The sequence below is a fragment of the Kosakonia sp. Marseille-Q7440 genome (assembly GCF_965119485.1).
Map to the genome: position 1 here is coordinate 471,255 of NZ_CBCPLT010000002.1, position 17,698 is coordinate 488,952.

The window sequence follows — 17,698 nt, forward strand, 5'->3', positions numbered from 1 at the left end:
CTTTGTGGAGAACGACGATGATCAAACAGCAGTTTGCGCGTTGGGCGGCAATCGCCGCGCTGACGGCGGGAGCATGTTTCAGTGTCGGCGCTGCGCCGCCGCCTGCTCAGGCACCCGCGCCAGCCCCCGTTTCTTATGGGGTAGAAGCCGATGTCTTTCATCCGGTTGTGGCCCATCAGGGGATGGTGGCCTCGGTGGATGAGGCCGCGACCCGCGTGGGTGTGGAGATCCTCAAAGAGGGCGGTAATGCGGTCGATGCGGCGGTCGCGGTCGGTTATGCGCTGGCGGTAACCCATCCGCAGGCGGGCAACCTCGGCGGTGGCGGATTTATGATGATCCGCACCAAAGAGGGCAAGGTCACGGCGATCGATTTCCGCGAAATGGCACCCGCAGCCGCCACGCGCGATATGTTTCTTGATGAGCAGGGCAACCCGGACAGTAAAAAATCCCTGACCTCCCATCTCGCTTCCGGCACGCCCGGCACGGTCGCTGGTTTCTCGCTGGCGCTGGAGAAGTACGGCTCGCTGCCGCTGAAAAAGGTGGTGCAGCCTGCCATCAAACTGGCGAAGCAGGGCTTCACGGTTAACGATGCGCTGGCGGACGATCTCAAAACCTACGGCAGTGAAGTGCTGCCGAACCACGACACCAGCAAGGCGATCTTCTGGAAAGAGGGCCAGCCGCTGAAGAAGGGTGACAAGCTGGTTCAAACGAATCTCGCGAAGAGCCTTGAGCTGATTGCTGAAAAGGGGCCGGATGGTTTCTATAAAGGCACAACGGCAGAGCAGATCGCCCAGGAGATGAGCAAAAACGGCGGGCTGATCACCAAAGAGGATCTGGCAAATTATAAAGCCGTTGAGCGTACGCCGGTGAGCGGCGACTACCGCGGTTATCAGGTCTACTCCATGCCGCCGCCATCGTCTGGCGGGATCCATATCATTCAGATCCTCAACATTCTGGAAAATTTCGATCTGGCAAAATTTGGCTTTGGCAGCGCCGATGCCATGCAGGTGATGGCGGAAGCGGAAAAATATGCCTACGCCGACCGCTCTGAATACCTCGGCGACCCCGATTTTGTGAAAGTGCCGTGGCAGGCGCTGACCAGCAAAGCGTACGCCAAATCGATTGCTGAACAGATTGATGTCAATAAAGCGCGCCCCTCCAGCCAGATCCGCCCCGGCAAGCTGGAACCTTACGAGAGTAACCAGACCACGCACTTCTCGGTGGTGGATAAAGAGGGGAATGCCGTTGCGGTAACCTACACGCTGAACACCGTGTTTGGCAGCGGCATTGTTGCCGGTAATACCGGTATTCTGATGAACAACCAGATGGATGATTTCTCAGCCAAACCGGGTGTGCCAAATGTTTATGGCCTGGTGGGCGGCGATGCGAATGCTATCGGGCCCGGCAAGCGTCCGCTCTCATCCATGTCGCCAACCATTGTGCTGAAAGATGGCAAAACCTGGCTGGTTACCGGTAGCCCTGGCGGCAGCCGCATTATCACTACCGTGCTGCAAATGGTGGTGAACACCATCGATTATGGGATGAACGTTGCCGAAGCGACCAATGCGCCGCGCTTCCATCACCAGTGGTTGCCGGATGAGCTGCGCGTGGAGAAGGGTTTTAGCCCTGACACCCTGAAACTGCTCGAGCAGAAGGGGCAGAAAGTTGCCGTGAAAGCGTCGATGGGCAGTACGCAGAGCATTATGGTTGGGCCGGATGGCACGCTGTATGGTGCGTCCGATCCGCGTTCGGTTGATGATTTAACCGCAGGATATTAAAACAATTTCCCTCTCCCGGGCGGGAGAGGGATCCTTTAGCCCTTCATGCGCGCCATATAGTACGAATCGACATACTCGCCGTTGCGTAATGCGTGGCGTTTCGCGGTGCCTTCCACTTCAAAACCAAACTTGCGATAGACCGCCAGCGCCGGCGCGTTATCGGCGAAAACCGACAACTCAATGCGGTCGATGCGCAGCCAGTTATCGCACAGATGCACCATCTCGTTGATTAACGCGCTGGCGACGCCGCGGTTTTGAAACTGCGGCGCAACCATAATGCCAAAGCTGGCGACGTGGCTGCGACGCGGGTTCTGCTCAACCATTAAACCGAGATGGCCCGCTACCCGCTCATCAAGCGTGGCAATCAGATCCCGGCGGCCCGGCTGCGGCGTTAAGCGTTTATGCCAGTGATCGGAAGAGGGATGAGGTAGCTGGAGTAGGTTTTGATACACCTCGGGCTGCGCGTAAATCTGTCGTAACGGTTCGACATCGTGCATTTCAGCGTGGCGTATCACTATCTCGCTCATCCTGCTTCTCCTGTTGGTTGGGTTAGCTTTCACATTCCGGTCTTTCAGGCGAAGCGTCAACTGCCATTTTTTGCCACATGGGGGTAGACAAGTGCGAATGATAATGATTATTATTGCCATGCGTTCAGGGAAACCGTACGGTAATCCTGAAAGCACGACATTGCTCACATTGCTTCCAGTATTTCTTAGCCAGCCGGGTGCTGGCTTTTTTTTACCTGCTATTCACCGACGCGCTTCTTCTCTTTCTCAACGCTTAGTTTTGCTACTGGCGCGGTGAGTTTTGCCTGGCCTGAGAAGGTGCCGCCTTTTTTGATGGTCAGCGCGCTGTAGGTCAGCGTACCGTTGATGTTGCCATTCTCCTCAATATTCAGCGTTTCGCTGCTGCACTCGCCGTTCACCGTGCCATCAATAAACAGCTCGCGACAGGAGAGGTTACCTTCCACCACGCCGTTGCGCATGATGCGGATAATATTGTCTTTCGCTTCGATATTGCCGGTAAGGGTGCCGTAAATATGCACTTGCCCGTTCGAGGTAATGTTGCCAACAAAGTTGGTGCCGCTGGCGACAACCGTGTTCTGCTTCTCATCGCGTAGCGTCTCTTTTTCGTTAATCAGTGAGGCTGCAATCGGTTGTAGTGGAGGCGTTTTTGGGTTTTTCTCTTTACCAAACATAGCGTTAACCTGATGTTGTACAAAGTGTAAGAAGAAGCCGAGAAGCGTTAGCGATGCCGCAACCTGTGCCCAGAGCCGTGCGTCAACGCACCAGCTCCCCAGCGCGAAGGCCCAAAAAGCAAGAGCGAGATTTAAATACCAGTAGTGCTTATCCATGCTGTATTGCGCGCAACTCCCTGCGTGGTGGGTGCTTCTGACTCATGAAAGGGGCAAACGGATATTGCCGCGTGTTTTATGCGCGAATTAGGGGAGGCGATCAAGTGCGCGGAAGAAAAATCGGAATTTATAAATGGCTAAGAAACATAACAATAATCGATAAATAGAGGCTTCTGGTTTTAGCTCTCGCCGGGCCTGGTCTAAGGTAAAGAGAGATATTCTGCAAAGGACGACACGATGACTCTACATTGCGCATTTATTGGATTTGGTAAAAGCACCACCCGTTATCACCTGCCTTATGTTCTTAACCGTAAAGCCAGCTGGCACGTGGCGCACATCTTCCGCCGCCATCCGAAGCCAGAGGAGCAACATCCCGATTATCAGCACATCCACTTCACCAGCGATCTGGACGAAGTGCTTAACGATCCAGAGGTCAAACTGGTGATTGTCTGCACCCATGCCGATAGCCATTTTGACTATGCGAAACGCGCGCTGGAAGCGGGTAAAAACGTGCTGGTCGAGAAGCCTTTCACGCCGACCATGGCTGAAGCGATCACGCTATTTGAGCTGGCGAAAAGCAAAGGGCTGACGGTGACGCCGTATCAGAATCGCCGTTTCGACTCCTGCTTCCTCACCACCAAAAAGGTGATTGAGAGCGGCAAACTGGGTGAAATTGTCGAGATCGAAAGCCATTTTGACTACTACCGCCCACAAGCGGAAAGCAAGCCGGGTCTGCCGCAGGATGGCTCGTTTTACGGCCTCGGCGTGCACACCATGGATCAGATTATTTCGCTGTTTGGCCGCCCGGATCACGCCGCGTATGACATTCGCAGCCTGCGCAACAAAGCCAACCCTGACGATACGTTTGAAGCGCAGCTCTTCTATGGCGATCTGAAAGCGATTGTGAAAACCAGCCACCTGGTGAAAATCGATTACCCAAAATTTATCGTCCATGGCCGTAAAGGCTCGTTCGTTAAATATGGCGTCGATCAGCAGGAGACCAGCCTGAAAGCCAATATCATGCCGGGCGACGCGGGCTTTGCCGCAGACGACAGCGTGAGCATTCTGGAGTATGTCAACGATGCGGGCGAAACGGTGCGTGAAGAGATTGCGCCCGAACCTGGCGACTACGGGCGCGTCTACGATGCTCTCTATGAAACGCTGGTAAACGGCGCGGAAAATTACGTCAAGGAAACTGACGTTCTTACCAACCTTGAGCTGCTGGAACGCGCGTTTGAGCAGGCATCACCCGCAACGATAACCCTCGCCAAATAAGGGAATAGGGCTCCTCTGCGCTTGTTCACTTTTTTTGAACAGAGGAGTCAATTTTCACCCTCTATGATTGGGCAATGATTGCGTCCACACTTACCCCATCGAAAACAGACGGGGTAAACAAGATGATCTTCTTACGCAAAGCAAATGACCGCGGACACGCTAACCATGGCTGGCTGGACTCCTGGCACACCTTCTCGTTTGCTAACTATTACGATCCGAACTTCATGGGTTTTTCAGCGCTGCGCGTGATTAACGATGATGTTATCGATGCGGGGCAGGGTTTCGGTACCCATCCGCATAAAGACATGGAAATCCTGACTTATGTGCTGGAAGGCGCGGTAGAGCATCAGGACAGCATGGGCAACAAAGAGCAGGTTCCGGCGGGCGAATTCCAGATCATGAGCGCCGGTACCGGGGTGCGTCACTCTGAGTACAACCCGAGCAAAACCGATCGTCTGCGCCTGTACCAAATCTGGATCATTCCGGAAACTAACGGTATCGAGCCGCGCTACGAGCAGCGCCGCTTTGACGCCACGCAGGGCAAACAGCTGGTGCTTTCGCCGGATGCGCGCGACGGTTCGCTGAAAGTGCATCAGGATATGGAGCTTTACCGCTGGGCGCTGCTGAAAGATGAGCAGTCTGTGCATCAGATCGCCGCCGAGCGCCGCGTCTGGATCCAGGTGGTAAAAGGTGAAGTCACCATTAACGGCACCAAAGCGACCACCAGCGATGGTCTTGCGATCTGGGATGAGCAGGCGATCTCGGTGCATGCCGATAGCGACAGCGAAATCCTGCTCTTCGATCTGCCGCCGGTGTGATGCGGCGTAAATAAATCGCGCAATCCTGGGGTTTTTGACCGCAGGATTGCGCATTGTCCGTGATAAACTGCGCACCCCTCTCTTTTGCGTAAATTATCAGGGCGATGAAAAAGAAAAGACCCGTACTACAGGATGTGGCCGATCGCGTAGGCGTGACCAAAATGACGGTCAGCCGTTTTTTGCGTAACCCGGAACAGGTTTCCATCGCTTTACGCGGCAAAATCGCCGCCGCCCTTGATGAACTGGGCTATATCCCCAACCGCGCGCCCGATATTCTCTCTAACGCCACCAGCCGCGCCATTGGCGTGCTTCTCCCCTCTTTGACAAACCAGGTCTTCGCTGAAGTGCTTCGCGGCATTGAAAGCGTCACCGACGCGCACGGCTATCAAACTATGCTGGCGCACTACGGCTACAAAGCGGAAATGGAGGAGGAGCGGCTGGAGTCGATGCTCTCCTGGAACATTGACGGCTTAGTCCTTACCGAACGCACCCACACGCCGCGCACGCTGAAGATGATCGAAGTGGCGGGCATTCCGGTCGTTGAATTGATGGACAGCAAATCTCCCTGCCTCGATATCGCCGTTGGCTTTGATAACTTCGAGGCCGCCCGGCAGATCACCGCCGCCATTCTTGCGCGCGGCCATCGTCGCGTCGCCTATCTTGGTGCACGTCTGGATGAACGTACTATCATCAAACAGAAGGGGTACGAGCAGGCGATGCTGGATGCGGGGCTGACGCCGTACAGTGTGATGGTGGAACAATCCTCCTCTTATACCGCCGGCATTGAGTTGATGCGTCAGGCGCGCCGCGAGTATCCGCAGCTTGATGGGATTTTCTGTACTAACGATGACCTTGCCGTTGGTGCCGCGTTTGAGTGCCAGCGTCTGGGGCTGAAGATCCCACAAGATATGGCGATTGCCGGGTTCCACGGGCATGACATCGGTCAGGTGATGGAGCCGCGTCTGGCAAGCGTGCTGACGCCGCGTGAACGCATGGGGCGCATCGGTGCGGAACGGCTGCTGGCGCGTATCCGTGGTGAAGCAGTTACGCCAAAGATGTTAGATTTAGGTTTCACTTTGTCACCGGGTGGATCTATTTAGTCTGACAAATTTGAAGTAGCTCACACTTATTTATCTCTGACCGCTGTGGATATTGCTTCTCTGGGATCGCGGCAGGACAATGTTACCGATAACAGTTACCCGTAACAATCACTCTTGCACCCGTGGGGGCTACCCTTTGAGCACAACAAACCTTGATCACCATGTTTTCGTTCTGATGGGCGTTTCAGGCAGCGGCAAATCAGCGGTTGCCAGTGAAGTCGCGTATCAGCTTAAAGCCGCGTTTCTCGACGGCGACTTTCTCCATCCGCGGAGCAACATCAACAAGATGGCCTCCGGCGAGCCGCTGAATGATGACGACCGTAAACCGTGGTTGCAGGCGCTGAACGATGCCGCCTTCGCCATGCAGCGCACCAACAAAGTGTCGCTGATCGTCTGCTCGGCGCTGAAAAAACACTACCGCGACCTGCTGCGCGCCGGTAATCCTAATCTCTCCTTTATCTACCTGAAGGGCGAATTCGATGTTATCGAAAGCCGTCTGAAAGCGCGTAAAGGCCACTTCTTCAAAACGCAGATGCTGGTAACCCAGTTCGAAACGCTGCAGGAGCCGGGCGAAGATGAACGCGATGTGCTGGTGGTGAACATTGACCAACCGCTTGATGGCGTGGTCGCCAGCACCATTGAAGTGATAACCAAAGGCCGTGAGCAGTGAGTACATTAACGCTGGTATTAACCGCAGTCGGTTCTGTTTTACTGCTGTTGTTTCTGGTGATGAAAGCGCGAATGCACGCTTTCGTTGCGCTGATGGTGGTCTCGATTGGTGCCGGCCTCTTCTCCGGTATGCCGCTAACGAAAATTGCGCAGACCATGGAAAAAGGGATGGGCGGTACGCTCGGGTTCCTCGCCATTGTGGTAGCACTCGGCGCGATGTTCGGCAAAATCCTGCATGAGACCGGTGCGGTGGATCAAATCGCCGTCAAAATGCTTAACTCCTTCGGGCACAGCCGCGCGCACTATGCGATTGGCCTCGCTGGGCTGATTTGCGCCCTGCCGCTCTTCTTCGAAGTGGCGATTGTCCTGCTGATTAGCGTCGCCTTCTCGATGGCGCGCCACACCGGCACTAACCTGGTCAAACTGGTTATCCCGCTGTTCGCAGGCGTTGCGGCAGCGGCGGCATTTCTGCTGCCGGGGCCTGCGCCGATGCTGCTCGCCTCGCAGATGCATGCTGACTTTGGCTGGATGATCCTGATTGGCCTTTGCGCTGCGATCCCGGGCATGCTGGTTGCCGGGCCGCTGTGGGGCAACTTTATTAGCCGCCACGTTGAGCTGCATATTCCCGACGATGTCAGCGAGCCGCATCTCGGCGAAGGCAAAATGCCCTCGTTTGGCTTCAGCCTCGCGCTGATCCTGCTGCCGCTGGTGCTGGTGGGGATGAAAACCATCGCCGCGCGTTTCGTAGCGCAAGACAGCACGCTCTATCAGTGGCTGGAATTTATCGGTCACCCCTTCACCGCCATTCTGGTTGCCTGTCTGGTAGCGATTTATGGTCTGGCAGTGCGTCAGGGAATGGCAAAAGATCGCGTAATGGAGATTTGCGGCCAGGCGCTACAACCAGCGGGGATTATCCTGCTGGTGATTGGTGCGGGCGGCGTCTTCAAACAGGTGCTGGTCGATTCCGGCGTTGGCCCGGCGCTCGGTGAAGCGTTAACCGGCATGGGTTTACCGATTGCCCTGACCTGTTTCGTGCTGGCGGCGGCGGTGCGCATTATCCAGGGTTCCGCGACGGTCGCCTGTCTGACCGCAGTCGGTCTGGTGATGCCGGTCATTGAACAGCTGCACTTCAACGGCGCGCAGATGGCGGCACTCTCCATCTGTATCGCGGGTGGTTCGATTGTGGTGAGCCATGTGAACGATGCTGGTTTCTGGCTCTATGGCCGCTTTACCGGCGCGACAGAAGCGCAAACCCTGAAGACCTGGACAATGATGGAAACCATCCTCGGCACCACCGGTGCGATTATCGGTATGATCGCCTTTACGCTGCTGAGCTAAAGGCAAAAGAAAACCCGGTGGTTTCAGGCCACCGGGTTTTTTGCGTTAACGCTTAAGAAGCTAAAGAGAGTTCCGCTTTGTTATTGCGCGTCAGCCACTGAGCCACACGCGCCTGCTCCTCTTCACTCAGCCACATGCCAAGTTTAGTTCGACGCCAGATAGCATCGTCGAGGCGACGCACCCACTCATGCTCCACCAGGTAACGCAGTTCGGCTTCATACAGTTCATGACCGAAGTGCTCGCCCATGCCCTCAAGGTTGGTGATACCGGACAGAATCAGTTCACTGTTGCTACCGTAAGTACGGGCATAGTGGCGCGCCAGCGATTCGCTGATGAACGGGTATTTACGACGCAGTTTCGCCGCGTAATCCTCACGATCGCCGCTGATATCGCCGCCAGGCAGCACACACTCTTTGGTCCACGCCGGGCCGATGCCTTTGTAGTACGGCGTCAGTTTTTCCAGCGCATGTTCCGCCAGCTTGCGGTAGGTAGTGAGTTTCCCGCCGAAGACCGACAGCAGCGGCGCCTGGCCGTTTTCGTCATGAATATCGAGCGTGTAATCACGGGTGATCGCCTGCGGCGAATCGGATTCGTCATCGCAGAGCGGACGCACGCCGGAGTAGGTCCAGGCGATATCCTCACGCGTCAGCTGTTTCTTAAAATGATCGTTGTAGACATTGAGCAGGTAGTTGATCTCATCTTCGTCAATCTTCACGTTTTTCGGATCGCCGTGATATTCAACATCAGTAGTACCAATAATGGAGAACTCATCCATCCACGGGATGACAAAGACAATACGTTTATCTTCGTTTTGCAGAATATAGGCCTGCTTCTGCGCATGGGCGCGCGGCACCACAATGTGGCTGCCTTTGATCAGGCGAATGCCGTATGGCGAAGGCAGTTTCATGCCGTCATCGAAGAACTCTTTCACCCACGGGCCGGTGGCATTCACCAGACCGCGTGCCTTCCAGCTAAATTTTTCGCCGGTATCGATATCTTCCGCTTCTACCACCCACAGGCCGTTTTCACGGCGCGCGCTGGTGGCGCGAGTGCGGGTCATCACTTTCCCGCCTTTACGCTCAACCATCTGCGCATTTGCCAGCACCATGCGCGCATCATCGACCCAGCAGTCGGAATATTCGAATCCGCGCACGATTTCCGGTTTCAGCACCGATTCTGAGCCAAATCGCAACCCTTTCGATGCCGGCAGGCTGGTACGTTTACCGAGGTGATCGTACATAAACAGACCAATACGAATCATCCACGCCGGACGCAGGTGAGGGCGGTGCGGCAGGCGAAAACGCATCGGGAAGGCGATATGCGGTGCCATTTTCAGCAGCACTTCACGTTCGGCGAGCGCTTCGCTCACCAGGCGGAATTCGTAGTGTTCAAGGTAGCGCAGGCCACCGTGAATCAATTTAGAGCTGTTGCTGGATGTCGCGCAGGCGAGATCCTGAGCCTCAAGCATGAGCACGGATAAACCACGCCCTGCGGCGTCAACCGCGATACCGGCACCGTTGATGCCCCCGCCTATCACAATCAGATCTTTGGTTTCCATGCTATCCTCACGCACTTTCGTAAAAGCTCAATAATGTTCGATATCGCTCATAATAGCAAAGGAACGCGCTTTTGGTAACATCAAAAAAACAATTTAGAGTGATATGCATAACATAATGGCGCATCACCGGGGTCACGACGTACACTTGTCGCAGCCTAGCCATAATTCGTGTCAATAAAGAGAACGCCATGGATCAGTTTGAATGTATTAATGTCGAAGAGACCCACCAGAAATTGCAGCAGCAGGCCGTGCTGGTCGATATCCGCGATCCGCAGAGTTTCGCGATGGGCCATACGCCGGGCGCGTTTCACCTCACCAACGACACGCTGGGCGCGTTTATGCGCGACAACGATTTCGACACGCCAGTGATGGTGATGTGCTATCACGGCAACAGCAGTAAAGGTGCCGCGCAATATCTGTTGCAGCAGGGCTATGAAGAGGTCTACAGCGTCGACGGTGGTTTCGATGCGTGGCATCGCCACTTCCCGGCAGAAGTCGAGCACGGCACGCTTTAGGCGAAGCGCGACTCTCCGCTATACTGTCTCTCTTTGTATGGACTAAGCGACGCCCGTCATGTTGATGATTACCTCTTTTGCTAACCCCCGCGTCGCCCAGGCGTTTGTCGACTATATGCAGACTCAGGGCGTTATCCTGACCATCCAGCACCATGAGCAGACTGACATCTGGCTGGCGGACGAAAGCCAGGCCGAACGCGTGCGCACAGAGCTGGCGTGCTTTCTGGAAAACCCCGCCGATCCGCGCTATCTGGCGGCAAGCTGGCAATCCGGACAGACCGACAGCGGATTGCACTACCGCCGTTTCCCTCTTTCAGCCGCCCTGCGCGAGCGCGGCGGACCGCTGACTATCGCCATCTCCGTGCTCTGCATTATCGTCTTCCTGCTGATGAACGTGATGGGCGATGAAGTCGTTATGGCGTGGCTCGCCTGGCCGTGGGATGAGAGCCTGCGCTTTGAAGCCTGGCGCTACTTCACCCATGCGATCATGCACTTTTCGCTGCTGCACATCCTCTTTAACCTCTTCTGGTGGTGGTATCTTGGCGGCGCGGTGGAGAAGCGGCTCGGCAGCGGCAAACTGGTAGTGATCACGCTGATTAGCGCGCTGTTGAGCGGTTTTGTGCAGCACCAGCTTACCGGCCCCTGGTTCGGCGGTCTCTCCGGGGTGGTCTACGCGCTGATCGGTTATGTCTGGCTGCGCGGCATACGCGACCCGGAACCGAAAGTAGCGCTTCCGAACGGCCTGTTTATCTTTACGGTGTTACTGATGGTGGCGGAATGGTTCGGCTTAACCGGCTTCGCCATTGCCAGCGGCGCGCATACGGCAGGGATTGTTATTGGCCTGGCGATGGCGCTGGTGGACTCGCAGAATGTGCGAAAACGAACATAATTATCCAGGGACCCATGATGAAACAGACACAGCGTCACGACGCGATTATCGAGCTGGTTAAACAACAGGGATATGTCAGCACCGAAGAGCTGGTTGAACAGTTCTCCGTCAGCCCGCAGACCATTCGCCGCGATCTGAACGATCTGGCCGATCAGAACAAAATCTTGCGTCACCACGGCGGTGCGGCGCTGCCTTCCAGCTCGGAAAACACCTCGTGGCACGACCGGAAAACGACGCTGGCGGCGGAAAAAGAGCGTATTGCCCGCCGCGTTGCCGAGCAGATCCCCAATGGCGCGACGCTGTTTATCGATATCGGCACCACGCCGGAAGCGGTGGCCCATGCGCTGCTCGACCACAGCGAACTGCGGGTTGTCACCAACAACCTCAACGTCGCTAATACCTTAATGAAGAAGTCGGATTTCCGCGTCATTCTGGCGGGCGGCGAACTGCGTAGCCGCGACGGCGGTATCGTCGGCGAAGCGACCCTCGATTTTATCTCCCAGTTCCGCCTCGATTTCGGTATCCTGGGTATCAGCGGCATCGATGCAGACGGCTCGCTGCTGGAGTTTGACTACCATGAAGTGCGCACCAAGCGCGCAATCATTGAGAACTCGCGCCATGTGATGCTGGTGGTGGATCACTCGAAGTTTGGCCGCAATGCGATGGTCAATATGGGCAGCATCAGCCTTGTCGATGCGGTCTACACCGATGTGATGCCGCCCGCAGGCGTGATGCAGGTGATCAGCCACAACAATGTGCAGCTGGAACTCTGCTAGCCGTTATACCCCATAACCCATGATTTTCAGCAGCCGCTGGGCATGCTGCACCGCATCCTGACGGTGGGCAACGCCCAGCTTCTGATAGAGGTTGCGGATATGGGTTTTGATGGTCGTCGCGGCGACAGCCAGCTCGCCGGCGATCTGCTCGTTGCTGTACCCCGAATAGATAAGCCCAAGCACCTGCCATTCACGCTGGGTCAGTGGACTGGTGCGGATCAGCTCCGGTACTTCCGGGTGCGTCAGTAAGCGCTCAACAAAGCTCTCATCAAAGTGGGCGAACTTATGCCGGTGATGCTGGTTGATTTCGCGCAGAATGCGCTGGGCGCGGTGCTGATCCAGCTCCGGCAGCGTGTTGAGCTGAATTAACTGACGCAGTTGCTGCGCCATCGGCTCACCCTCAATCACAAAGTGGCTGATAAACCCGGTGCGGTTAGCGAGTTGTAGCGCTTCAAGCAGCACGCGCTGGGCATCGTTTTTGCGCCCGGCATGCCAGTAAAGCTGGTTGAGCAGCAGCAGGTTGCGGTTGATATCGCTCATCAGACGCAGGCTGCGCGCGTTTTCGTTTAACTCCTCCAGCACCATCTCCGCCGGGTCAAAATCTCCCAGCAGGATCTGCGCGCGGGCAATGTTGCGCCACTGGCTTTGCAGGAAGTGGTTATTGGCAAAGGCCGGTTTTGGCGTCTGGCGCAGCCACTGCGCGGCGGCGTTTTTGTCCCCGGTCATTTGCCAGTAGATCATCCGCACTTTATCGGCGTTCGACACCCAGTCGCTGTGATACTGACCGTTGCCGAGCAGGTTCTCCAGCCGGTGCAGGTGGCTGCGGGCATTATCCAGATCGCCACGTGCCAGCGAGACCTGTACAATCAGCGCCAGGCACTGCAACTGCTGCTGCGGTTGCAGCGCAGAGAGCACTTCCATTCCCTGACGCGCGGCGGCTTCCGCCTCGTCGAGCCGCGCCCACGCCCACAGAAGCTGGGCGCGGATGCGGAGTAAAAACTCATGCATCGGCAGCTGTTCAAGGTGCTGCTCACGGATAAGCGCGAAGGCTTTCTCCTGCATCTCCCACGCGGCCTGCAAAAAGCCCTGGGCGAAGAGGATTTCGCTCTGCTGGATCAGGCTCCACAGCGCGTAGTGCCAGACATCGTGACGGCGGGCCATCTGCTCGGTTTGCTGCATCACTGCCAGCGAATTGGCCAGCTCGCCTTTGCAGTGCAGCACTTCGCCATGCACCGAGGTGGCGACAATCCGGCTGTAGTAGTTAGCCAGCGGCAGTTCATCGAGCGCCACCATCGCCAGCCGTTCTGCTTCCACCGGATCGCCATCGTTAATCGCCACCTGGGCGCGCAGGGCGTTGAAATCGCCGTGCAGGGAAGCATCCATCTGGGTCGTCATCTCCTGCTCAGCGCGTGCCAGCAGGGTGTTCACTTCGCTATAGCGGTGCTGGCTTTGCATCAGCCATGCCTGCAACAGCACCAGCCGCGGGTTCTCCAACAGGCTCTCCCACGGCAGCGCTTTCAGCGACTCCTCCAGCAGGCTCAGCTCGCTGTGGTTAAACAGACCCCACGCGTGATTGAGCAGGATATCGCGCAGCATCACGCCGTCGCCCGCCGCCAGCGCGTGGTGGATCGCTTCGCTCGGGAAGCCTTGCGCCATCCAGCTCTCTGCTGCTGCGCGGTGAATATTGGGTAGCTCCGTCGCCAGCTCCCACTGGCAGCGCTGGCGCAGGAAATTGCCGAACAGCGGGTGGTAGCTAAACCACTCGCCGGAATCATCCATGCGCTGTAAAAAAAGCCCCTGACGCTCAATCTCCTCCAGCCGCATCTGCCCGTTCTCCTCGCCGGTGACGCGCACAATCAGCGCATCGTTCATCGAGCGCAGCAGGGCACTTTTCAGCAGGAACTGGCGAGTGGCAGGATCGACATTATCCAGCACCTCATCGACCAGATAATCGGAGAGGTGGCTGGCGTTAATGCCCGCGAGGCGGCGCGCGGAATGATGCGGCGCGCTGTGGTTTTGCCGGGCGGAGAGGGCGATCAGTTGCAGCGCCGTGGCCCAGCCGGCGACATCATCACACAGCCTGCTGCTCTCAGCCGCTTCGATCGGCGCGTTCAGGCGGCAGTCAAAAAACTGCTTCGCCTCCTGGTGGGTAAAGGCCAGCTGTTGGCTGCCCACTTCGAGCAACTGTTCGCGCACGCGCAGGTTGGCAATCCCCAGTTGCGGCAGGTTACGCGAGAGCACAATCAGGGTCAGGTTTTCCGGCTGATGGCGCAGGAAGAAGCGCATCGCATCGTGGATCACCGGGTTGGTAATCAGATGGTAATCATCAATCACCAGATAGAGCGGGCGCTGCCATTCGGTCAGTTCGACAAACAGCTGGGAGAAGAGTGAAGGCAGGCTGGCGTACTGGCGTTTTTGCGCCATCACTTCGCTGCTGACGCAATGCCCGCCGGTGGCCTGCTGCACCGCGGCGATAAAGTAACTGGCGAAGCGCTCCTGCTGATTATCCCCCTCATCGAGCGAGAACCAGCCGACGTCGCTTTTCCCCGCCGCCCACTGCGAGACGAGGGTGGTCTTGCCGTAGCCCGCAGGGCTGGTTACCAGCGCAAGCCGATAATTGTTGGCGCCGGAAAGTTTCGCCAGCAGACGTTCGCGCACCACCGTATGGTCGAGACGAACCGGGCGACTTAATTTGGACGGAATCAACATAGTTATCACTTCACTGTGAGGGAGAACTGAGATGCGATTTTTTTTGTGCTTCGTAATTAATCTCAATACGTTCGGACAGATGAGGAAATATTGCAAGTTATGTCCGGATCTGACGATTGTGAATTTGCACTATGTCACAGTTCTATTTTAGTAACGAATAAATCGACCCCGGACGCAGCGGGCGGCTGGGCAAAAGCGGGCACATTTTCCGCAGAAAAAAATAGGCCATATTAATAGGTCGCGTAAAAGCAACGCGCAATTAGCGAAACGGTAACGTCGCCGCGCATAAAATATTATTTCGCCGCGTTCTCTGCGCGCGTAAAACAATTTATTACCGAAACGGCATTTCATTATCGACTCACCGTGCGATAAAAATTTTAGGTGGCGGCGATCACATTTTTTCGCTCATCCCCGCTACTCCTCCCTGTCTAATCCCCGCCAGGATGAGGAAGTGCTACCCGTAGATCTGCACACTAGCGCTAATGTCGATTATCTTCACACAGGACCCGGATTTTTATGACAAAGCCAACGTTTGATAAAGCGCAATTTGAAGCGGCCCTGACGCGCCAGTGGCAGCGTTTTGGGGTTCACTCTGCAACGGAAATGACAACTCGCCAGTGGTGGCATGCCGTGAGCGGCGCGCTGGCGGAACTGTTGGCGGCGCAGCCTGCGCCAAAAGCGGCGAAGGAGCAGCGCCACGTTAACTACATCTCAATGGAGTTTTTGATCGGTCGCCTGACGGGCAACAACCTGCTGAACCTCGGCTGGTATGAGGCGGTCGGCGAAGTGTTGCAGGCGCACGATATCCAGCTGACCGATCTGCTGGAAGAGGAGATCGATCCGGCGCTCGGTAACGGCGGCCTGGGGCGTCTGGCGGCCTGTTTCCTCGACTCAATGGCGACCGTCGGCCAACCTGCCACAGGTTATGGCCTCAACTACCAGTACGGGCTGTTTCGCCAGTCCTTTGTCGACGGCCAGCAGCATGAAGCGCCGGATGACTGGCATCGCCGCAGCTACCCGTGGTTCCGCCATAACGAACAGCTGGATGTGCAGGTCAACATTGGCGGCAAAGTGAGTAAAGAGGGGCAGTGGCAACCGGCCTTTACCCTCGTGGGCGAAGCCTGGGATCTGCCGGTGATTGGCTACCGCAACGGCATTACCCAGCCGCTGCGCCTGTGGCAGGCCACCCACGCGCATCCGTTTAATCTCACCAAATTCAACGATGGCGATTTCCTGCGCGCGGAGCAGACGGGTATCGACGCTGAAAAGCTCACCAAAGTGCTCTACCCGAACGACAACCATCAGGCCGGTAAAAAGCTGCGTCTGATGCAGCAATATTTCCAGTGCGCCTGCTCGGTGGCGGACATTCTGCGCCGCCATCACCTGGCCGGGCGCAAACTGGCGCAACTGCCGGATTACGAAGTGATCCAACTGAACGATACCCACCCGACCATCGCCATTCCTGAACTGCTGCGCGTGCTGCTTGATGAGCATCAGCTGAGCTGGGATGACGCCTGGGCGATCACTAGCCGTACTTTTGCTTACACCAACCATACGCTGATGCCGGAAGCGCTCGAGCGCTGGGATGAGTCACTGGTGAAAGCGCTGCTGCCGCGCCATATGCAGATCATCAAACGCATCAACGAGCGTTTTAAAGCGCAGGTTGAGCAGACCTGGCCGGGCAATAAAGCGGTGTGGGCAAAACTGGCGGTGGTGCATGACAAGCAGGTGCGCATGGCCAACCTCTGCGTGGTTGGTGGCTTTGCCGTTAACGGCGTGGCCGCGCTGCACTCGGATCTGGTGGTGAAAGATCTCTTCCCGGAATACCACCAGCTGTGGCCGGGCAAATTCCATAACGTCACCAACGGCATCACGCCGCGCCGCTGGATCAAACAGTGCAACCCGCTGCTGGCCGCGCTGCTCGATAAGACGCTGAAAAAAGAGTGGGCCAACGATCTCGATCAATTAATCAATCTTGAGAAGTACGCCGACGATGCGGCATTTCGCCAGCACTATCGCGACATTAAGCGGCAAAACAAAGTGCGTCTGGCGGAATTTGTCAAAGCGCGCACCGGTATTGTGATCAACCCTGAAGCGATTTTTGATATCCAGATCAAGCGTTTGCATGAGTACAAACGCCAGCACCTTGGCCTGCTGCATATCATTGCGCTCTATAAGGAGATCCGCGAAAACCCGCAGGCGAACCGCGTACCGCGCGTCTTCCTGTTTGGCGCAAAAGCGGCGCCGGGTTACTACCTGGCGAAGAATATCATCTACGCTATCAACAAAGTGGCAGACGTAATTAACAACGATGCGTCGATTGGCGACCAGCTGAAAGTTGTGTTCCTGCCGGATTATTGCGTCTCGGCGGCGGAAAAACTGATCCCGGCGGCGGATGTCTCCGAGCAGATCTCAACCGCGGGCAAAGAGGCTTCCGGCACCGGCAACATGAAGCTGGCGCTCAACGGCGCATTAACGGTCGGCACACTGGATGGCGCTAACGTTGAAATCGCTGAGCAGGTGGGCGAAGAGAATATCTTTATCTTCGGTCACACCGTTGAGCAGGTGAAGGCGTTGAAAGCGAAAGGTTACGACCCGGTCAAGTGGCGTAAAAAAGATAAGCTGCTTGATGCGGTACTGAAAGAGCTGGAGAGCGGGAAATACAGCGGCGGCGATAAGCATGCCTTCGACCAGATGCTGCACAGCATCGGCAAACAGGGCGGCGATCCCTACCTGGTGATGGCGGATTTCGCCGCCTATGTCGAGGCGCAAAAGCAGGTGGATGTGCTCTATCGCGACCAGGAGGCCTGGACGCGTGCGGCGATCCTCAATACCGCGCGCTGCGGCATGTTCAGCTCTGACCGCTCGATCCGCGATTACCAGACCCGCATCTGGCAGGCAAAACGTTAAGGAAGCGCA

14 protein-coding genes are annotated in these 17,698 nt (G+C 56.4%); 10 read left to right on the forward strand and 4 right to left on the reverse strand.

Annotated elements, in window-relative coordinates; translation table 11 throughout:
* The first annotated feature begins 17 nt into the window (after positions 1–17).
* Positions 18–1,778, forward strand: a complete 1,761-nt coding sequence (gene ggt / locus ACWPW2_RS16065; protein WP_124967103.1) for a gamma-glutamyltransferase — start codon at positions 18–20, stop codon at positions 1,776–1,778.
* 35 nt (positions 1,779–1,813) lie between these two features.
* Here the strand turns inward: ggt and yhhY are convergent, their stop codons facing one another.
* Both yhhY and ACWPW2_RS16075 read right to left on the reverse strand, forming a co-directional pair.
* The gene (gene yhhY / locus ACWPW2_RS16070) at positions 1,814–2,305 is read right to left on the reverse strand and encodes an N-acetyltransferase (RefSeq protein ID WP_023481986.1); all 492 of its coding nucleotides are present in this window, start codon (positions 2,303–2,305) and stop codon (positions 1,814–1,816) included.
* A gap of 218 nt (positions 2,306–2,523) precedes the next feature.
* A complete protein-coding gene (locus tag ACWPW2_RS16075; RefSeq protein ID WP_454124125.1) occupies positions 2,524–3,132 on the reverse strand; it encodes a bactofilin family protein in 609 nt (202 codons plus the stop codon).
* Positions 3,133–3,369: 237 nt separating this feature from the next.
* Between ACWPW2_RS16075 and ACWPW2_RS16080 the strand changes: the two genes are divergently transcribed.
* The 5 genes from ACWPW2_RS16080 to gntU all read left to right on the forward strand — a co-directional run bounded on the left by ACWPW2_RS16080 (position 3,370) and on the right by gntU (position 8,332).
* Positions 3,370–4,407 (forward strand): oxidoreductase, encoded by a 1,038-nt coding sequence (locus ACWPW2_RS16080; RefSeq protein ID WP_454124127.1) that lies wholly within the window; start codon positions 3,370–3,372, stop codon positions 4,405–4,407.
* Between the two features lie 122 nt (positions 4,408–4,529).
* Complete coding sequence (locus ACWPW2_RS16085; RefSeq protein ID WP_023482050.1) at positions 4,530–5,225, forward strand: pirin family protein; 696 nt, start codon at positions 4,530–4,532, stop codon at positions 5,223–5,225.
* A gap of 104 nt (positions 5,226–5,329) precedes the next feature.
* Entirely contained in the window at positions 5,330–6,325 is a 996-nt protein-coding gene (gntR, locus tag ACWPW2_RS16090; RefSeq protein ID WP_023482014.1) for a gluconate operon transcriptional repressor GntR, read from the forward strand.
* Between the two features lie 136 nt (positions 6,326–6,461).
* Entirely contained in the window at positions 6,462–6,995 is a 534-nt protein-coding gene (gntK, locus tag ACWPW2_RS16095) for a gluconokinase (protein ID WP_034814182.1), read from the forward strand.
* A complete protein-coding gene (gene gntU / locus ACWPW2_RS16100; RefSeq protein WP_023481953.1) occupies positions 6,992–8,332 on the forward strand; it encodes a gluconate transporter in 1,341 nt (446 codons plus the stop codon). The genes gntK and gntU overlap by 4 nt, the downstream gene beginning before the upstream one ends.
* A gap of 52 nt (positions 8,333–8,384) precedes the next feature.
* Here the strand turns inward: gntU and glpD are convergent, their stop codons facing one another.
* Positions 8,385–9,890 carry a glycerol-3-phosphate dehydrogenase gene (gene glpD, locus ACWPW2_RS16105; RefSeq protein ID WP_023482029.1) on the reverse strand — a complete coding sequence of 502 codons (1,506 nt, stop codon included), beginning with the start codon at positions 9,888–9,890 and terminating at the stop codon, positions 8,385–8,387.
* A 188-nt stretch (positions 9,891–10,078) separates the two neighbouring features.
* Between glpD and glpE the strand changes: the two genes are divergently transcribed.
* The 3 genes from glpE to ACWPW2_RS16120 are packed head-to-tail and all read left to right on the forward strand — an operon-like array spanning position 10,079 to position 12,070.
* Positions 10,079–10,405 (forward strand): thiosulfate sulfurtransferase GlpE, encoded by a 327-nt coding sequence (gene glpE, locus ACWPW2_RS16110; protein ID WP_454124131.1) that lies wholly within the window; start codon positions 10,079–10,081, stop codon positions 10,403–10,405.
* A 58-nt stretch (positions 10,406–10,463) separates the two neighbouring features.
* Positions 10,464–11,294 carry a rhomboid family intramembrane serine protease GlpG gene (gene glpG, locus ACWPW2_RS16115; RefSeq protein WP_454124133.1) on the forward strand — a complete coding sequence of 277 codons (831 nt, stop codon included), beginning with the start codon at positions 10,464–10,466 and terminating at the stop codon, positions 11,292–11,294.
* A gap of 17 nt (positions 11,295–11,311) precedes the next feature.
* Positions 11,312–12,070: a DeoR/GlpR family transcriptional regulator gene (locus ACWPW2_RS16120; protein ID WP_023482097.1), complete on the forward strand. Its 759-nt coding sequence runs from the start codon at positions 11,312–11,314 to the stop codon at positions 12,068–12,070.
* A gap of 3 nt (positions 12,071–12,073) precedes the next feature.
* Here the strand turns inward: ACWPW2_RS16120 and malT are convergent, their stop codons facing one another.
* Positions 12,074–14,779 (reverse strand): HTH-type transcriptional regulator MalT, encoded by a 2,706-nt coding sequence (malT, locus tag ACWPW2_RS16125; RefSeq protein WP_124967109.1) that lies wholly within the window; start codon positions 14,777–14,779, stop codon positions 12,074–12,076.
* Positions 14,780–15,295: 516 nt separating this feature from the next.
* Here malT and malP point away from each other — a divergent pair.
* Positions 15,296–17,689 carry a maltodextrin phosphorylase gene (gene malP, locus ACWPW2_RS16130; RefSeq protein ID WP_270222001.1) on the forward strand — a complete coding sequence of 798 codons (2,394 nt, stop codon included), beginning with the start codon at positions 15,296–15,298 and terminating at the stop codon, positions 17,687–17,689.
* Positions 17,690–17,698: the final 9 nt, after the last annotated feature.